This window comes from Burkholderia sp. WP42 (assembly GCF_000745665.1).
GTDB classification, from domain to species: Bacteria; Pseudomonadota; Gammaproteobacteria; order Burkholderiales; family Burkholderiaceae; genus Burkholderia; species Burkholderia vietnamiensis.
Map to the genome: position 1 here is coordinate 1 of NZ_JQJT01000024.1, position 15,620 is coordinate 15,620.

Annotated in this window: 15 protein-coding genes and 1 pseudogene; 4 read left to right on the forward strand and 12 right to left on the reverse strand. The window is 69.3% G+C overall.

Features of this window, described 5'->3' with window-relative positions; translation table 11 throughout:
• The 4 genes and pseudogenes from EX20_RS15890 to waaA all read left to right on the forward strand — a co-directional run.
• A pseudogene (locus tag EX20_RS15890) lies at nt 1-435 on the forward strand (phosphomannomutase/phosphoglucomutase); the annotation flags it as partial.
• A gap of 73 nt (nt 436-508) precedes the next feature.
• A complete protein-coding gene (gene waaC, locus EX20_RS15895) occupies nt 509-1,606 on the forward strand; it encodes a lipopolysaccharide heptosyltransferase I (RefSeq protein WP_011883561.1) in 1,098 nt (365 codons plus the stop codon).
• 52 nt (nt 1,607-1,658) lie between these two features.
• A complete protein-coding gene (locus EX20_RS15900; protein ID WP_034194087.1) occupies nt 1,659-2,543 on the forward strand; it encodes a Kdo hydroxylase family protein in 885 nt (294 codons plus the stop codon).
• 37 nt (nt 2,544-2,580) lie between these two features.
• Complete coding sequence (gene waaA, locus EX20_RS15905; RefSeq protein WP_034194088.1) at nt 2,581-3,933, forward strand: lipid IV(A) 3-deoxy-D-manno-octulosonic acid transferase; 1,353 nt, start codon at nt 2,581-2,583, stop codon at nt 3,931-3,933.
• A 44-nt stretch (nt 3,934-3,977) separates the two neighbouring features.
• Here waaA and ureG read toward each other — a convergent pair whose 3' ends face one another.
• The 12 genes from ureG to urtA form a co-directional block, all read right to left on the reverse strand.
• A complete protein-coding gene (gene ureG, locus EX20_RS15910) occupies nt 3,978-4,625 on the reverse strand; it encodes an urease accessory protein UreG (protein WP_034194089.1) in 648 nt (215 codons plus the stop codon).
• A gap of 14 nt (nt 4,626-4,639) precedes the next feature.
• Nucleotides 4,640-5,320: an urease accessory protein UreF gene (locus EX20_RS15915; protein WP_034194090.1), complete on the reverse strand. Its 681-nt coding sequence runs from the start codon at nt 5,318-5,320 to the stop codon at nt 4,640-4,642.
• Nucleotides 5,307-5,921, reverse strand: a complete 615-nt coding sequence (gene ureE, locus EX20_RS15920; protein WP_034194091.1) for an urease accessory protein UreE — start codon at nt 5,919-5,921, stop codon at nt 5,307-5,309. Before ureE ends, EX20_RS15915 begins: the two co-directional genes overlap by 14 nt.
• Nucleotides 5,922-5,938: 17 nt before the next feature.
• Complete coding sequence (gene ureC / locus EX20_RS15925; protein ID WP_014722585.1) at nt 5,939-7,645, reverse strand: urease subunit alpha; 1,707 nt, start codon at nt 7,643-7,645, stop codon at nt 5,939-5,941.
• Between the two features lie 28 nt (nt 7,646-7,673).
• Nucleotides 7,674-7,979: an urease subunit beta gene (locus tag EX20_RS15930; RefSeq protein WP_011883582.1), complete on the reverse strand. Its 306-nt coding sequence runs from the start codon at nt 7,977-7,979 to the stop codon at nt 7,674-7,676.
• A 14-nt stretch (nt 7,980-7,993) separates the two neighbouring features.
• The gene (gene ureA, locus EX20_RS15935; protein ID WP_006406310.1) at nt 7,994-8,296 is read right to left on the reverse strand and encodes an urease subunit gamma; all 303 of its coding nucleotides are present in this window, start codon (nt 8,294-8,296) and stop codon (nt 7,994-7,996) included.
• A gap of 232 nt (nt 8,297-8,528) precedes the next feature.
• Nucleotides 8,529-9,404, reverse strand: a complete 876-nt coding sequence (locus tag EX20_RS15940) for an urease accessory protein UreD (protein ID WP_034194092.1) — start codon at nt 9,402-9,404, stop codon at nt 8,529-8,531.
• A gap of 109 nt (nt 9,405-9,513) precedes the next feature.
• Nucleotides 9,514-10,206 (reverse strand): urea ABC transporter ATP-binding subunit UrtE, encoded by a 693-nt coding sequence (gene urtE, locus EX20_RS15945; RefSeq protein WP_011883585.1) that lies wholly within the window; start codon nt 10,204-10,206, stop codon nt 9,514-9,516.
• A 4-nt stretch (nt 10,207-10,210) separates the two neighbouring features.
• On the reverse strand, nt 10,211-11,068 hold the full coding sequence (urtD, locus tag EX20_RS15950; protein WP_011883587.1) for an urea ABC transporter ATP-binding protein UrtD: 858 nt from the start codon (nt 11,066-11,068) through the stop codon (nt 10,211-10,213).
• Nucleotides 11,065-12,255, reverse strand: coding sequence for an urea ABC transporter permease subunit UrtC (gene urtC / locus EX20_RS15955; RefSeq protein WP_034194093.1), 1,191 nt, complete (start codon nt 12,253-12,255; stop codon nt 11,065-11,067). Before urtC ends, urtD begins: the two co-directional genes overlap by 4 nt.
• 1 nt (nt 12,256) lies before the next feature.
• Nucleotides 12,257-13,876, reverse strand: coding sequence for an urea ABC transporter permease subunit UrtB (urtB, locus tag EX20_RS15960; RefSeq protein WP_034194094.1), 1,620 nt, complete (start codon nt 13,874-13,876; stop codon nt 12,257-12,259).
• Between the two features lie 169 nt (nt 13,877-14,045).
• Nucleotides 14,046-15,353 carry an urea ABC transporter substrate-binding protein gene (gene urtA / locus EX20_RS15965; RefSeq protein WP_011883592.1) on the reverse strand — a complete coding sequence of 436 codons (1,308 nt, stop codon included), beginning with the start codon at nt 15,351-15,353 and terminating at the stop codon, nt 14,046-14,048.
• Between the last annotated feature and the right edge of the window lie 267 nt (nt 15,354-15,620).

Here is a 15,620-nt window from a genome sequence, read left to right on the forward strand (position 1 = left end):
GCGCCGCTCGCGGGCGAGATGAGCGGCCACGTGTTCTTCAAGGATCGCTGGTACGGCTTCGACGACGGGCTGTACACGGGTGCGCGGCTGCTTGAGATTCTGGCGAAGACGGCCGATCCGAGCGCGGTGCTCAATGCGCTGCCGGACGCGATGAGCACGCCGGAACTGCAACTCAAGCTGGAAGAAGGCGAGAACTTCCGTCTGATCGAGAAGCTGCAGAGCGAAGCGAAGTTCGACGGCGCGGACGAGGTCGTGACGATCGACGGGCTGCGCGTCGAGTATCCGGACGGCTTCGGCCTCGCGCGCTCGTCGAACACGACGCCGGTGGTCGTGCTGCGCTTCGAGGCGGAGACGCAGGAAGGGCTCGAGCGCATCCAGGCGGATTTCCGCCGAGTGCTGACGGCTGCGAAGCCGGACGTCAATCTGCCGTTCTGAGCGCGCGGCCTGACGGCCGCCAACCGGCGCGACGGTCGCACGAGCCGGCGCGCGTTCTCCCCAAAAGCGGCGCATGCCAGCGGCATGCGGCCGCTTTTTGTCTGTGCGAGCGCCGCGGCGCGATAAAATCGCGTCTTTATGCCTGTCGCCGGCCATCCGCCGGCGTTTTTTCAGCGTGCAAAAGATCCTGATCGTGCGCGTGTCGTCGCTGGGCGACGTCGTGCACAACATGCCGGTGATCGCCGATATCCGGCGTCGCCATCCCGATGCGCAGATCGACTGGCTCGTCGAGGAGAGCTTCGTCGACCTCGTGCGGCTCGTCGACGGCGTGCGCAACGTGCTGCCGTTCTCGCTGCGCCGCTGGCGCCGGAAGCCGTTCTCGGGCGCGACGTGGCGCGAGATCGGCGCATTCCGCAAGCGCGTCGCGGCCGAACAGTACGATCTCGTGATCGATTGCCAGGGGCTCATCAAGACCGCGTGGGTCGCGAGCTGGGCGCGCGGCCCGCTCGTCGGCCTCGGCAATCGCACCGACGGCGCCGGCTACGAATGGCCGGTGCGCTTCTTCTATCGCAAGCGCGTGCCGATCGCGCCGCGCACGCATGTGGTCGAGCGCTCGCGCCAGCTCGTCGCGGCCGCGCTGGGCGACCCGGCGCCGACGCCGGCCGATCCGATCGACTTCGGCCTCGATACGCGCGCGGCGGCGCTTGCGGTCGGCGCGCTCGGCCTGAACCTGCCGGTACCCTACGTGGTGTTCGTGCACGCGACCTCGCGCGCCGACAAGCAATGGCCCGACGCCGCGTGGATCGAGCTCGGCCAGGCGCTGGTGCGGCGCGGCGCGTCGCTCGTGCTGCCGTGGGGCAACGACGCGGAGCGCGCGACCAGCGAGCGGCTCGCGAAGGAGTTCGGCGCGGCCGCGATCGTGCCGCCGCGGCTGTCGCTGCCGGCCGTGGTCGGGCTGATCGACGGCGCGGCCGCGACCGTCGGGGTTGACACAGGTCTGGTTCACATCGCGGCAGCGCTGAAGCGCCCGACGGTCGAACTGTACAATTTCGCGACGGCGTGGCGCACCGGCGGTTACTGGTCGCCGAACGTCGTCAATCTCGGCACGGCGGGGCAGCCGCCGTCGATCTCACAGGTGAAGGCGGCGCTCGCGGGCTTCGGGCTGCTGTGATGCCCGCCACACCTGCCCCGCCTTGCCTGCCTGTCACGCACGCGAACCGATCATGAGCGAATCCCAGATCATCGAAGTCCCGTCCGCCGACTGGAGCGGACACAACCTGTCGACGCCGCGCGAACAGCTGCTGGCCGCGGTCGAGGAGGGCAAGGTGCTGTATTTCCCGCATCTGCGCTTCGCGATCGAAGGCGGCGAGGAAGCGCTGCTCGATCCGGCGCTGGCCGATCCGAAGCGCAAGAACATCAGCCTCGCGCCGAACGGCGGCGCGCTCGCCGGCGTGCTCGGCGACAGCGTCACGCAGTCGGCCGTGCGCGCGCTGGTCGCGCGCTTCCAGAAGCAGGCCGGCACGCTGGTCGACGGGCTCTTTCCCGAATATCGCGGCAAGTTGCGCGTCGCGCCGACGAGCCTGCGGCTGATGCAGGTCGAGACGCGCCAGACGTCGTGGCGCAAGGACGACAGCCGGCTGCACGTCGACGCGTTCCCGTCGCGGCCCAACTACGGCGAGCGCATCCTGCGCGTGTTCACCAACGTGAACCCGGCCGGGCAGCCGCGCGTGTGGCGCGTCGGCGAGCCGTTCGAGACCGTCGCGAAGCGCTTCCTGCCGAAGATCCGCCCGCAGCTGCCGGGCTCCGCGTGGCTGCTGAACCTGCTGCACGTGACGAAGTCGCCGCGCAGCGCCTACGACCACCTGATGCTGAACCTGCACGACAGCATGAAGGCCGATCTCGACTACCAGAAAACCTGCTCGCAGCAGACGATCCCGTTTCCGCCGGGCAGCGTGTGGATATGTTTCTCCGATCAGACTTCTCACGCTGTGATGTCCGGCCAGTTCATGCTCGAGCAGACGTTCTTCCTGCCGGTCGACGCGATGGTGCGCCGCGAATGCGCACCGCTCGGCATTCTCGAGCGCCTGACCGGCAGGACGCTGGTTTGAGCGCGCGCCGCATCGCCGCCGGCGACGGAGCCCGTTCATGCTGAGGGCGATCTATCGCGCGCTGTGGTGGCTCGTCGCGCCGGTCGCGGTGGTCCGGCTCTATGTGCGTTCGCGCAAGGAGCGCGGCTATCGTGAGCATATCGGCGAGCGCTTCGGCTACGTCGCCGGCCGCTCGCCCGACGACCGTGCGCCGCTGATCTGGGTGCATGCGGTGTCGGTGGGCGAGACGCGCGCGGCGCAGCCGCTGATCGATGCGCTGATGCGTGCGCGCCCCGACGCGCGCATCCTGCTCACGCACATGACGCCGAGCGGCCGCGCGACCGGCGAGCAGCTGTTCGGCGAGCGCGTGCTGCGCTGCTATCTGCCGTACGACATGCCGGGCGCGGTGCGCCGCTTTCTACATGCATGGCGGCCGACGCTGGGCCTCGTGATGGAAACCGAGGTGTGGCCGACGCTGATCGACGAATGCCGCCGCGCCGACGTGCCGCTCGTGCTGACCAATGCGCGGATGTCCGCGCGGTCGCACCGGCGCGCGGCGAAATTCGGCAACGCGACGCGCGACGTGTTCGGCGGCTTCTCGCGCGTGCTCGCGCAGAGCCCGGCCGACGCGGAGCGGCTGACGTCGCTCGGCGCGCGCAACGTGGCCGTGCTCGGCAACCTGAAGTTCGACATGACGACGCCGCCGGAGCTGGCCGCGCGCGGCCATGCATGGCGCGATGCGATCGGCACGCGGCCCGTGTGGGTCGCCGCGAGCACGCGCGAGAACGAGGAGGCGCTGGTGCTGCAGGCGTTCGCCGCGATGCGTACGCCCGGCGCGCTGCTGATTCTGGTGCCGCGCCATCCGCAGCGCTTCGCCGAGGTCGAGGCGCTGGTCGCGCGTCAGGGCCTGAAGTGCGTGCGGCGTTCGGTGTGGGGTGCGAATGCCGCGGCGCTCGCAGCGGGCCGGCCTGCCGCGGCGGAGCCGTTGCCGTCCGACGTGACGGTCCTGCTCGGCGATTCGATGGGCGAGCTGGGCGCGTACTACGCGGCCGCCGACATCGCGTTCATCGGCGGCAGCCTGCTGCCGCTCGGCGGGCAGAATCTGATCGAGGCGTGTGCGGTCGGCGTGCCGGTGCTGATCGGCCCGCACGTGTTCAACTTCACGCAGGCGACCGCCGATGCGGTCGCGGCCGGCGCCGCGCTGCAGGTCGCCGATCCGCTCGATCTCGCGCACGTGCTCGACGCGCTGTTCGCGGATCATGCGCGGCGCATCGCGATGGGCGCGGCCGGCTCGGCGTTCGCGGCGCGCCATCGCGGCGCGACCGCGCGCTCGGTCGACGTGCTCGCGGCGCTGCTGCCGGCCGTCGAGCGCGGCGCGCGCACGGCGCAGCAAGTCTCCGACGACGACTGACCGCGGGCCGGCGTGGCGGCAGCGGGCCGCTGCCACGCGGCAGGTCAGACCGTCAGCAATCCCTTCTTTTCGATGAACGCGATGACGTCGGCGACGCCGTCGAGCGCCTTCAGGTTCGTCATCACGTAAGGGCGCTCGCCGCGCATCTTCTTCGTGTCGGACGCCATCACGTCGAGGTTCGCACCGACGAGCGGCGCGAGGTCGGTCTTGTTGATCACCAGCAGGTCGGACTTCGTGATGCCCGGGCCGCCCTTGCGCGGAATCTTCTCGCCGCCGGCGACGTCGATCACGTAGATCGTCAGGTCCGACAGCTCGGGGCTGAACGTCGCCGCGAGATTGTCGCCGCCCGACTCGATGAACACGACGTCGGCATCGGGGAAGCGCGACAGCATGCGATCGACGGCTTCGAGGTTGATCGACGCATCCTCGCGGATCGCCGTGTGCGGGCAGCCGCCCGTCTCGACGCCCATGATGCGTTCCTCGGGCAGCGCGCCCGCGACCGTCAGCAGGCGCTGGTCTTCCTTCGTGTAGATGTCGTTGGTGATCGCGACGAGGTCGTAGGTGTCGCGCATCGCCTTGCACAGCATTTCGAGCAGCGTGGTCTTGCCGGAGCCGACCGGGCCGCCGATGCCGACGCGCAGCGGCGGCAGTTTCTTGGTGCGGCGGGCGGGCGAGGAAGCAGGTGCGTTCATGGTGTGGGGCAGGTTCAGGAGCGGAACAACCGCGAATACTGGGTTTCGTGCCGCGCGGACAGGATGCCCAGCTGCGGCGCGAACGTGTTGACGGCGTCGGGCGGCGTCGCGAGCGCGCGCTTCACGGCCGCGTCGATCGCGCCGCGCAGCGCGACGATGATGCGCTGGCCGGCAAGCTGGCCGAGCGGCACCGCTTTCAGCGCGGCCGAGGTCTGGTTCTCGACCCAGCCGAACGCGTATGCGGCGAGCGTCGCGTCGGCGCCGGCGTCGTGCGCGGCGGCCGCGTAGGCGAACGCGGTAGGCAGCGCGACGGGCTTCAGCGCGGCGAGCGTCGCGCGGCGCGCGGCATCGCCCCATTCGAGCGAGGCGCAAAGCTGCGCGAGCGACCAGCCCATCTGCTCGGTTTCGCGGCGCAATTCCGCCGACTCGCGGCTCGCGACGAACCACGCGTTCTCGCGCGCCAGTGCGTCGGCGTCGTGCGCGTGCCAGCGCGCGAGCTGGTGCGCGAGGAACGGCAGTTCGCCGTGCGCGAGCACGTCGGTCAGCCCGCTCGCGATCCAGTCGCGCGCGGTGTCGGCGTCGCGGATCAGGTTCGCGTCGAGCGCGGCCTCGAAGCCCTGCGAATAGCTGAATGCGCCGATCGGCAGCGCGGGCGACGCGAGATGCAGCAGCGCGACGAGCTCAGTGGTGGTCATGGCCGTGGTGGCCGTGCGCGCAGCCCGGGCCGTGTTGGTGATCGTGGTCGTGATCGTGCGGATGCGGATGCGGATGCGCGTGCCCGTGGTGTTCGCCGAACACCTGCTGCGCGAGCGCGTAATCCTCGGCGAACGTCGCATCGTGGCCATGCTTGTGGCCGCCGCCGTAGGCGCCGGCTTCCGGCTGGAACGGCGCCTGCGTTTCGTCGACCTGCGTGCCGAGCCGGCGCAGCATGTCCGCGAGCACCGGATCGGCTTCGAGCTTCAGGTAGCCGTCGCCGATCTCGACCGGCGTGTGCCGGTTGCCGAGGTGATACGCGGCGCGCATCAGCGTGAGCGGATCGTGCGCACGCACGAGCAGCACCGTTTCGGGCGCCGCGACGATGCGCACCAGCGCGCCGTCGTCGGCGACCAGCACGTCGCCGTCGCGCAGCACGGTGCCGCGCGGCAGCAAGACGGCGACGTCCTCGCCGGTATCGAGCGTGGCCGCGACGCGGCTCTTGCAACGGGCGTCAAAGGCGAGCGTGAGGGTCGGCGCGCGCGCGACGAGCGACGCGGCGAGCTTCACGTTGGGGGCGATGCGTTTGTCGAGCGTGCGCATGAAACGAAGACCGGCAATCAGAACAGGAAATAGCGCTGCGCCATCGGCAGCACCGTCGCGGGCTCGCAGGTGAGCAGCTGGCCGTCGGCGATCACGTCGTAGGTTTCGGGATCGACGCTGATCGACGGCCGCCACGCGTTGTGGATCATGTCGGCCTTCGTCACGTTGCGGCAGTTGCGCACCGGCACGATCCGCTTCGCGAGCCCGTAGCGCTCGGCGATGCCCGCGTCGGCGGCCATCTGCGACACGAAGGTCAGCGACGTGCGCGCGAGCGCACCGCCGCGCGTGGCGAACATCTCGCGGTAATGGACCGGCTGCGGCGTCGGGATCGACGCGTTCGGGTCGCCCATCTGCGCCATCGCGATCATCCCGCCCTTCAGGATCATCGACGGCTTGATGCCGAAGAACGCCGGCTCCCACAGCACGAGGTCGGCCCACTTGCCGGGCTCGATCGAGCCGACTTCGTGCGCGATCCCGTGCGTGATGGCCGGGTTGATCGTGTACTTCGCGACGTAGCGCTTCGCGCGGAAGTTGTCGTTGCGCGCGTTGTCCTCGGGCAGCGCACCGCGCTGCACCTTCATCTTGTGCGCGGTCTGCCAGGTGCGGATGATCACCTCGCCGACGCGGCCCATCGCCTGCGAATCGGACGACAGCATCGACAGCGCGCCGAGGTCGTGCAGGATGTCCTCGGCCGCGATCGTCTCGCGGCGGATCCGCGATTCGGCGAACGCGAGGTCTTCCGCGATCGACGGGTCGAGGTGGTGGCACACCATCAGCATGTCGAGATGCTCGTCGAGCGTGTTGATCGTGTACGGGCGCGTCGGATTCGTCGACGACGGCAGCACGTTCGATTCGCCGCACACCTTCAGGATGTCCGGCGCATGGCCGCCGCCCGCGCCTTCGGTGTGGTACGTGTGGATCGTGCGGCCCTTGAACGCGGCGACCGTCGATTCGACGAAGCCGCCTTCGTTCAGCGTGTCGGTGTGGATCGCGACCTGCGTGTCGGTGTCGTCGGCGACCGACAGGCAGTTGTCGATCGCGGCGGGCGTCGTGCCCCAGTCCTCGTGCAGCTTCAGGCCGATCGCGCCGGCCGCGATCTGCTCGACGAGCGGCTGCGGCACGCTCACGTTGCCCTTGCCGAGGAAGCCGAGGTTGATCGGCCAGCCGTCGGCCGCCTGCAGCATCCGCTCCATGTGCCACGGGCCCGGCGTGCAGGTGGTCGCGTTGGTGCCGGTGGCCGGCCCCGTGCCGCCGCCGAGCATCGTCGTGACGCCCGATGCGAGCGCCTCGTCGATCTGCTGCGGGCTGATGAAGTGGATGTGCGTATCGATGCCGCCCGCGGTGACGATCAGTCCTTCGCCGGCGATCACCTCGGTGGCCGCGCCGATCGCGATCGTCACGCCGGGCTGGATGTCCGGGTTGCCGGCCTTGCCGATCGCGGCGATGCGGCCGTGCTTGATCGCGATGTCGGCCTTCACGATGCCCCAGTGGTCGAGGATCACCGCGTTGGTGATGATGGTGTCGGGTACGTCGGCGGCCACGCGCTGCGACTGGCCCATCCCGTCGCGGATCACCTTCCCGCCGCCGAATTTCACTTCTTCGCCGTAGATCGTGTAGTCGCGCTCGATCTCGATCAGCAGTTCGGTGTCGGCGAGCCGCACGCGGTCGCCCGTCGTCGGCCCGAACATTTCCGCGTACGCGCGGCGGCTCAAGCGTAGTGTCATGTGCTGTTCCTGAAGAGCGGGGCGCGGCTTACAGCGGCCCCATCACCTTGCCCTGAAAACCGTAGACGGCGCGGTCGCCGGCCAGCTCGACGAGCTCGACGGTGCGCGTCTGGCCCGGCTCGAAGCGCACGGCCGTGCCGGCCGCGATGTTCAGCCGGAAACCGCGCGCGGCCGCGCGATCGAACGACAGCGCGTCGTTGACTTCGAAGAAGTGGTAATGCGAGCCGACCTGCACCGGCCGGTCGCCGGTGTTCGCGACGACGAGCGAGCGCGTCGCGCGGCCGGCGTTCAGTTCGTGCTCGCCGTCGTCGGTGAGGATTTCGCCGGGGATCATGCGTGCTACCTCGATCACGGAATCGGATGGTGGACGGTGACGAGCTTGGTGCCGTCGGGGAAGGTCGCTTCGACCTGGATGTCGGGGATCATCTCGGGAACGCCGTCCATCACGTCGTCGCGCGTGAGCAGCGTCGTGCCGTAGTGCATCACCTCGGCGACGGTCTTGCCGTCGCGCGCGGCTTCCATCAGCGCGGCGGTGATGAACGCGACCGCTTCCGGATAGTTCAGCTTCAGCCCGCGCGCGCGGCGGCGCTCGGCCAACAGCGCTGCCGTGAAGATCAGCAGCTTGTCCTTCTCTCGGGGAGTCAGTTTCATGAAGGCAGTCGTTCAGGAAAACGTAATTGTTGTCGATGCACGGGAGGCCGGCATGCTCGCGGCTCATCGTAGCACCGCGCCGTTTTCCGGGTGGCATGTATTGCTTATGTAATCAGCAAGGTGCGTGCCATGCCGCGAGCCCGCCGGCGATGCATCGATGCGCGCTCGTGGTGCGCGATGCATGAAACGGGGGCGCGTCAGATGGGGCGTTGCGTCGGATTGGTGCGTGCGCTCAGGTTTGCCAGAGGCGCAGCGGACGTGCGTCGACGCGATGCACGATCGGGCGCAGCGCGAGCCAGCAGTCAGTGAAATGGCGTTGCAACGCCTCCATCGACGTGGCGAGCGTGCGCACCAGCACGACGCCCGGCGTCACGCAGGTCGCGCCGGCGCGCAGCGTGTCGTCGAACGGCATGCGTGCGGCGAGCGACTCGGCCAGCGCGGCGTCGCATGCGGCGCCGGCCGCCCACAGCGTGCCGTACACGGGGAAGCCGGCGAGGCCCTGCAACGCGCCGCGCAGCGGATCGTGCGCGTCGAGCAGCGCGCGTTCGGTCCAGAGCGGCCGGCCGTCGGCATCGACGAGCGTCGCGTGCGACGCGATGCGGCCGGCCGACCACGTTTCGCCGGCCGCCTGCCGGCCGAGCTGCGTCGCGTCCCAGCCGATCGCGCTCGCGTGCGCGCCCAGCGACAGCGTGAAGTCGAGCGCGGCATGCGCGGCATCGAAGAACAGGTTGTTCTGCGGCAGCCAGTCGAGCTTCGCGTGCGCGCCGACCTTGATGTCGATGCGCTGCGTCGCGTCGAGCCCGTTCGACTTGTACCACTTGGTTGCGCCGGGCGTCGTCAGCACCGCATGGGTGCCGTCGCCGAGCGCGATGTCGAGGTCGAGGCGGTCGCCGCCCGCGACCCCGCCCGGCGGGTGAACGATCACCGCGTGGCAGACGCCGTCGCCTTCCGGGTACAGCGGCCGCTGCACGCGCAGCGGCCCTTCATGCAGCCGGTGCACGAGCGTCGTGCGCATGCCGTGCCGCTCGAAGCCGAGTTCGAGGCGGCCGCGCCATGACTTGGCGGCGGCGGGGCGGGACAGGGAAGCGTGGGAATCGGCGGCGGACATCGGCGGGAAGCTGGGACAGGCGGACGAAACGACGATGCTAACGCAACAATATGCGCTTGGGCGGCGCGGGTTGTCGGTTGCTGCTCGCCGTCGCCTGCCGCCGCCGCCATTACACCGCGATCAACTCGCGCACGCCGTTCGTTTCCATATCCTGCGCCTCGCCGCCCGCGACGATCTCGCCGCGGCTCATCACCCAGTAGCGATCGGCGATCGAGCGCGCGAAATCGTAATACTGCTCGACCAGCAGCACGGTCATCTTCGATTCGTCGACGAGCTGACGCAGCGTGCGCCCGATGTCCTGGATGATCGACGGCTGGATCCCTTCGGTCGGCTCGTCGAGGATCAGCAACTGCGGTTCGCTCATCAGCGCGCGGCCGATCGCCAGCTGCTGCTGCTGGCCGCCGGAAAGGTCGCCGCCGCGTCGCGCGCGCATGTCCTTCAGCACCGGGAACAGTTCGTAGATCCGGTCGGGCACCTTCGACGGCGCCTTGCGGCTCGCCGCGCCGACCAGCAGGTTTTCCTCGACGGTCAGCCGCGGAAAGATGTCGCGGCCCTGCGGCACGTACGCGAGCCCGGCCGCGACGCGCGCATACGGCGGCAGCGTGCCGAGCGCGGTGCCGCGCCACGACACGCTGCCGCTCTTCGCCGCGACGACCCCCATCAGGCAGCGCAGCAGCGTGCTCTTGCCCACGCCGTTGCGGCCGAGCAGCACGGTCAGCTTGCCGTCGTCGGCGCTCAGGTTCACGTTGCGCAGGATATGGCTGCCGCCGTAATACTGGTTCAGTGCATCGATCTTGAGCATCGCATCATCGTCCGAGGTATGACTCGATCACCGCGTCGTCGCGCTTGACCTGGTCGAGCGTGCCTTCCGCGAGCACCGCGCCTTCGGCCATCACCGTCACGCGGCCCGTGTCGCCGGCGAGCGCGGCGACGAATTCCATGTCGTGCTCGACGACCATCATCGAGCAGGTGCCGCGCAGCGTGTTCAGCAGCTTCGCGAGCTCCATCGTCTCGTGGTCGGTCATCCCGGCCGCGGGCTCGTCGAGCAGCAGCAGCGCGGGGCGCTGCATCAGCAGCATGCCGATCTCGAGCCGCTGCTTCTGGCCGTGCGACAGCTCGCCGGCCGCGCGATACGCATCGCTTTCGAGGCCGATCAGCGTGAGCGTGTCCTCGATCTTCGCCTGCGCCGCGCGGTCGAGCCGCGCGCGCAGCGACGCGAGCCAGCCCTTGTCGGTCTGCATCGCGAGTTCGAGGTTTTCCCACACCGGATGCTGCTCGAACACGGTCGGCTTCTGAAACTTGCGGCCGATCCCGGCGCGCGCGATCTCGGGTTCGCTCATCCGCGCGAGGTCGATGGTCTGGCCGAGAAACACCTTGCCCGCATCGGGGCGCGTCTTGCCGGTGATCACGTCCATCATCGTCGTCTTGCCCGCGCCATTCGGGCCGATCACGCAGCGCAGCTCGCCCGCGTCGATCGCGAGCGACAGCTTGTTCAGCGCGCGAAAGCCGTCGAAGCTCACCTCGATGTCCTCGAGATACAGGATCGTGCCGTGCGACGTGTCGATGCCGGCGGGCATCACGCGGCCCATCGACGCGGTGCCGCTGACCGCGAGCAGCTCGTCTTCGGCTGGCGGCGTGAACTGGTAGAGCGCAGTGCCGTTCATCCGCGTTTCCCCTTGGCGAGCAGCGTGTCGACGAGGCCCATGATTCCGCGCGGCAGCAACAGCGGCACCAGCACGAAGATCAGGCCGAGAAAGAACAGCCAGTATTCGGCGAAGTACGCGGTGAAGAAGCTCTTCGCACCGTTGACCGCGAACGCGCCGACGATCGGCCCGATCAGCGTGCCGCGGCCGCCGACGGCGACCCAGATCGCCATTTCGATCGAGTTGCCGGGCGACATCTCGCCGGGGTTGATGATGCCGACCTGCGGCACGTACAACGCGCCCGCGATCGCGCACAGCACGGCCGACAGCGTCCACACGAACAGCTTGTACGCGAGCGGGCTGTAGCCGAGGAACATCAGCCGCGTCTCGCCGTCGCGCACCGCGGTGACCACGCGCCCGAGCTTGCTCGACACGATCGCGCGCGCCGCGATGAACGCGAGCACGAGCGTCGCGAAGCTGAGCAGCAGCAACACGGTGCGGGTGCCGGGCGACGTGATCGGGAAGCCGGCGATGCGCTTGAAGTCGGTGAAGCCGTTGTTGCCGCCGAAGCCCGTCTCGTTGCGAAAGAACAGCAGCATCGCAGCGAACGTCAGCGCCTGCGTGATGATCGACAGGTACACGCCCTTCACGCGCGAACGGAACGTGAAGAAGCCGAACACCCAGGCCAGCACGGCGGGCACGAGCACGACCAGCACGAGCGCCCACGCGAGATGCTGCGTGCCGCTCCAGTACCACGGCAACTGGTGCCAGTCGAGGAACACCATGAAGTCGGGCAGGTCGCTGCCGTACTTGCCGTCGCGGCCGATCTCGCGCATCAGGTACATGCCGATCGCGTAGCCGCCGAGCGCGAAGAACAGCCCGTGGCCGAGGCTCAGGATGCCGCAGTAGCCCCACACCAGGTCGAGCGCGAGCGCGGCGATCGCGTAGCACATCAGCTTGCCGGCGAGCGTCATCGTGTATGCGGACAGATGGAACGCGCTCGCCTCGGGCGCGACCAGCGCGGCGAGCGGCACGCCGATGCCGATCGCGACGCACAGCGCGATCAGCGCGAGCCACGCGCGGCGCGACAGCAGCGCCGGACGCGGCGGCAGGCCGAGCGCGAAGCCGGCGTCGCCGCGCGCGGCGGCCGCTGCGGGCTGCGGCGCGCCCGCGACCGGGTTCGACAGGGAATCGGTGATTGAAGTCATGTCAGGCCTCCGCGCTGCGTCCCTTCGGGGCGAACATCCCCTGCGGGCGTTTCTGGATGAACAGCACGATCATCACGAGCACCGCGATCTTCGCGAGCACGGCGCCCCAGAACGGCTCGATCGCCTTGCTGACGAGGCCGAGCCCGAAGCCGCCGAGCACGGTGCCGGCGATCTGGCCCACGCCGCCGAGCACGACCGCCATGAACGAATCGATGATGTAGTTCTGCCCGAGGTCAGGGCCCACGTTGCCGATCTGCGACAGCGCGCAGCCGCCGAGGCCCGCGATGCCCGCGCCGAACGCGAACGCATACGCATCGACGCGCGCGGTCTTCACGCCGACGCACGCGGCCATCCGCCGGTTCTGCGTGACGGCGCGCACGAACAGCCCGAGCCGCGTCTTCGTCAGCACGGCCCACGCGACGAACACGACCGCGAGCGCGAACGCGAGGATCACGAGCCGGTTGTAAGGCAGGATCAGGTTCTGCATCACCGACACGCCGCCGCTCATCCACGACGGGTTCACCACCTGCACGTTCTGTGCGCCGAACAGCATGCGGGTCGCCTGGATCAGGATCAGGCTCACGCCGAAGGTCGCGAGCAGCGTCTCGAGCGGGCGGCCGTACAGATGCCGCAGCACGAGCCGTTCGAGCACGATGCCCACGAGCGCGGCCGCCGCGAACGATACCGGCACCGCGACGAGCGGATACCAGTCGAATGCGGCCGGCGCATAGCGCTGGATCAGCGTCTGCACGACATAGGTTGCGTACGCACCGATCATCAGGAATTCGCCGTGCGCCATGTTGATCACGCCGATCAGCCCGTACGTGATCGCGAGGCCGAGCGCGGCGAGCAGCAGCACGCTGCCGAGCGACAGGCCCGCGAACACCGTGCCCACGATTTCGCCGCGACGCTGCAGCGCGTGCAGGGCGTCGAGCCCTTGCTGCGCGGCTTCGCGCACGCGTGCATCGGGCTCGGCGTAGCTGCCGTCCGCGTTCTTCGCGACGAGCGGGCGCAGCTGCTCGATCATGTCGAGATCCTGGCGCGCGGCCACCACCTGCGCGGCTTCGAGACGCTTGGCCGGATCGGCGTCGTGCAGCGCGGCGATCGCCCACAGCGCGTCGAGGCGGCGCTTCAGCACCGGATCGGTTTCCTTTGCGCGTGCGCGGTCGATCATCGGCTTGAGCGCAGGGTCGGGCGACTTCAGCAGCGCGTCGATCGCGTCGCGACGCGTCGCGACATCGGGCGACGCGAGTGCGAGGCCCGAGCGCGCGCCGGCGATCTTCGTGCGCAGCAGATTGTTCAGCATCACCGGCTGTGCGTCGCCGGCCGGCGTCGCGGCCTGCGTGAGCGCATCGTGCGCGGTGTCGCCGGTCAGGATCAGCAGGCGGCCGTCGGCGGTCGCGAGCGCGTCGCCGGTCGACAGCGCATCGAGCAGCGCGGCGGCGCGCGGATCGGCGTCGGTGGCAAGGCGCTCGACTGCGGCCGTCTTCGCGTCGAAGTCGTCGCCGGCGAGCGCGGCGGTATCGGCGGCCGTCAGGGCGAATGCGGCGCGCGGCAGTGCGAGCGCGAGCATCGCGCCGGCGACGAGCGCGACGGCCGCGCGGCGAAAGCGTGTAGGCATCGGGGATTCCTGTCGGGCTGGGGAAAGCGCACGCGGGGGCCGCCGCGCGGCTGCGTGCGGCGCGGCGCCGCACGCGTGAAGCTGCACACCGCGCGCGGATGCGACCGGAGCGCCGCGTGCAACGTGCGCGACGTGTGCGACGTATGCAGCGCGTGCGCTCCGGCCGGCATCAGGCGAGCGCCGCGCGCTGCCGGCGCAGGAACGCCGGGATCGAGCTGACGACGTCCGGCTTGCCCTGGTTACCCGCGATGAACGGGCTCCACGGCTGTGCGCGCACGGCCGTCTTGGTCTTCCACACGACGTTGAATTGCCCGTCGCCGCGGATCTCGCCGATCATCACCGGCTTGTGCAGATGGTGGTTGCCGTCCATCGTGAGCGTGAAGCCCGACGGCGCGGCGACGGTCTGGCCGATCATCGCGACGCGCACCTTGTCGACGTCGGTGCTCTTCGCCTTCTCGACGGCCTGCTTCCACATATGGATGCCTACGAAGGTGGCCTCCATCGGATCGTTGGTCACGCGCTTCGCGCCGCCCGGCAGGTTGTTCGCCTTCACCCACGCGGCGAACTGGTCCTTGAACTTCGTGTTGGTCGGGTTCTTCACCGACATGAAGTAGTTCCATGCGGCAAGGTGGCCGACGAGCGGCTTCGTGTCGATCCCGCGCAGTTCCTCCTCGCCGACCGAGAACGCGACCACCGGCACGTCGGTCGCCTTGATCCCCTGGTTGCCGAGCTCCTTGTAGAACGGCACGTTCGAATCGCCGTTGATGGTCGAGATCACGGTCGTCTTGCCGCCTTGCGCGAAGTTCTTGATGTTCGCGACGATGGTCTGGTAATCGCTGTGGCCGAACGGCGTGTAGACCTCCTGAATGTCGGCGTCCTTCACGCCCTTCGATTTCAGGAACGCGCGCAGGATCTTGTTGGTCGTGCGCGGATACACGTAGTCGGTGCCGAGCAGGAAGAAGCGCTTGGCGCCGCCGCCTTCGGCGCTCATCAGGTACTCGACGGCCGGGATCGCCTGCTGGTTCGGCGCCGCGCCCGTGTAGAACACGTTGCGCGACATTTCCTCGCCTTCATACTGCACCGGGTAGTAGAGCAGACCGTTGAGTTCCTCGAACACCGGCAGCACCGACTTGCGCGACACCGACGTCCAGCAGCCGAACACGCACGCGACCTTGTCCTGCGTGAGCAGCTGGCGCGCCTTCTCGGCGAACAGCGGCCAGTTCGAGGCAGGATCGACGACCACCGGCTCCAGCTTGCGACCCATCACGCCACCGTTCTTGTTGATGTCGGCGATCGTCATCAGCGCGGTGTCCTTCAGCGACGTCTCGGAGATCGCCATCGTGCCCGACAGCGAGTGCAGGATGCCGACCTTGATCGGGCCGGTGCCTGCATCGGCCGCATGCGCGAACGGACTCTTGCCCGCCAGCGCGAGCGCACCGGCCATCGAACCGAACTTCAGCAGACTGCGACGTTTCATCGATATCCCCTTGACGTGTTGGTTGTGCGTGCGCCGTGGGCGGCGCCGGCATCGGTGTAACGCAAGGCATGTGCCAGTCGTGTCGATGCACGCCCGGCGTGCCGTTACGGCGCGATGCGGGGCGTCGGTGCGGTGCGCGTGGCGCGTCGTGCGGCATCGGCGATCCGTCGCGGTGCGCTCGGGCGGGCGGAAATGGTGCATCCGCGTGCGGGCGCACGCATCACGTGCGCTCGGACGGGGCGGGACGGGGCAGGAGAGGGCGCGACA

Coding starts and splice junctions, on each gene's coding strand:
- urtC (WP_034194093.1), bottom strand. CDS start 12,255: ATGACTTCAATCACCGATTCCCTGTCGAACCCGGTCGCGGGCGCGCCG.
- urtE (WP_011883585.1), bottom strand. CDS start 10,206: ATGCTCAAGATCGATGCACTGAACCAGTATTACGGCGGCAGCCATATC.
- waaA (WP_034194088.1), top strand. CDS start 2,581: ATGCTGAGGGCGATCTATCGCGCGCTGTGGTGGCTCGTCGCGCCGGTC.
- EX20_RS15930 (WP_011883582.1), bottom strand. CDS start 7,979: ATGATCCCCGGCGAAATCCTCACCGACGACGGCGAGCACGAACTGAAC.
- ureG (WP_034194089.1), bottom strand. CDS start 4,625: ATGAACGCACCTGCTTCCTCGCCCGCCCGCCGCACCAAGAAACTGCCG.
- waaC (WP_011883561.1), top strand. CDS start 509: ATGCCAGCGGCATGCGGCCGCTTTTTGTCTGTGCGAGCGCCGCGGCGC.
- ureE (WP_034194091.1), bottom strand. CDS start 5,921: ATGCGCACGCTCGACAAACGCATCGCCCCCAACGTGAAGCTCGCCGCG.
- ureA (WP_006406310.1), bottom strand. CDS start 8,296: ATGAAACTGACTCCCCGAGAGAAGGACAAGCTGCTGATCTTCACGGCA.
- urtA (WP_011883592.1), bottom strand. CDS start 15,353: ATGAAACGTCGCAGTCTGCTGAAGTTCGGTTCGATGGCCGGTGCGCTC.
- urtD (WP_011883587.1), bottom strand. CDS start 11,068: ATGAACGGCACTGCGCTCTACCAGTTCACGCCGCCAGCCGAAGACGAG.
- ureC (WP_014722585.1), bottom strand. CDS start 7,645: ATGACACTACGCTTGAGCCGCCGCGCGTACGCGGAAATGTTCGGGCCG.
- EX20_RS15900 (WP_034194087.1), top strand. CDS start 1,659: ATGAGCGAATCCCAGATCATCGAAGTCCCGTCCGCCGACTGGAGCGGA.
- urtB (WP_034194094.1), bottom strand. CDS start 13,876: ATGCCTACACGCTTTCGCCGCGCGGCCGTCGCGCTCGTCGCCGGCGCG.
- EX20_RS15915 (WP_034194090.1), bottom strand. CDS start 5,320: ATGACCACCACTGAGCTCGTCGCGCTGCTGCATCTCGCGTCGCCCGCG.
- EX20_RS15940 (WP_034194092.1), bottom strand. CDS start 9,404: ATGTCCGCCGCCGATTCCCACGCTTCCCTGTCCCGCCCCGCCGCCGCC.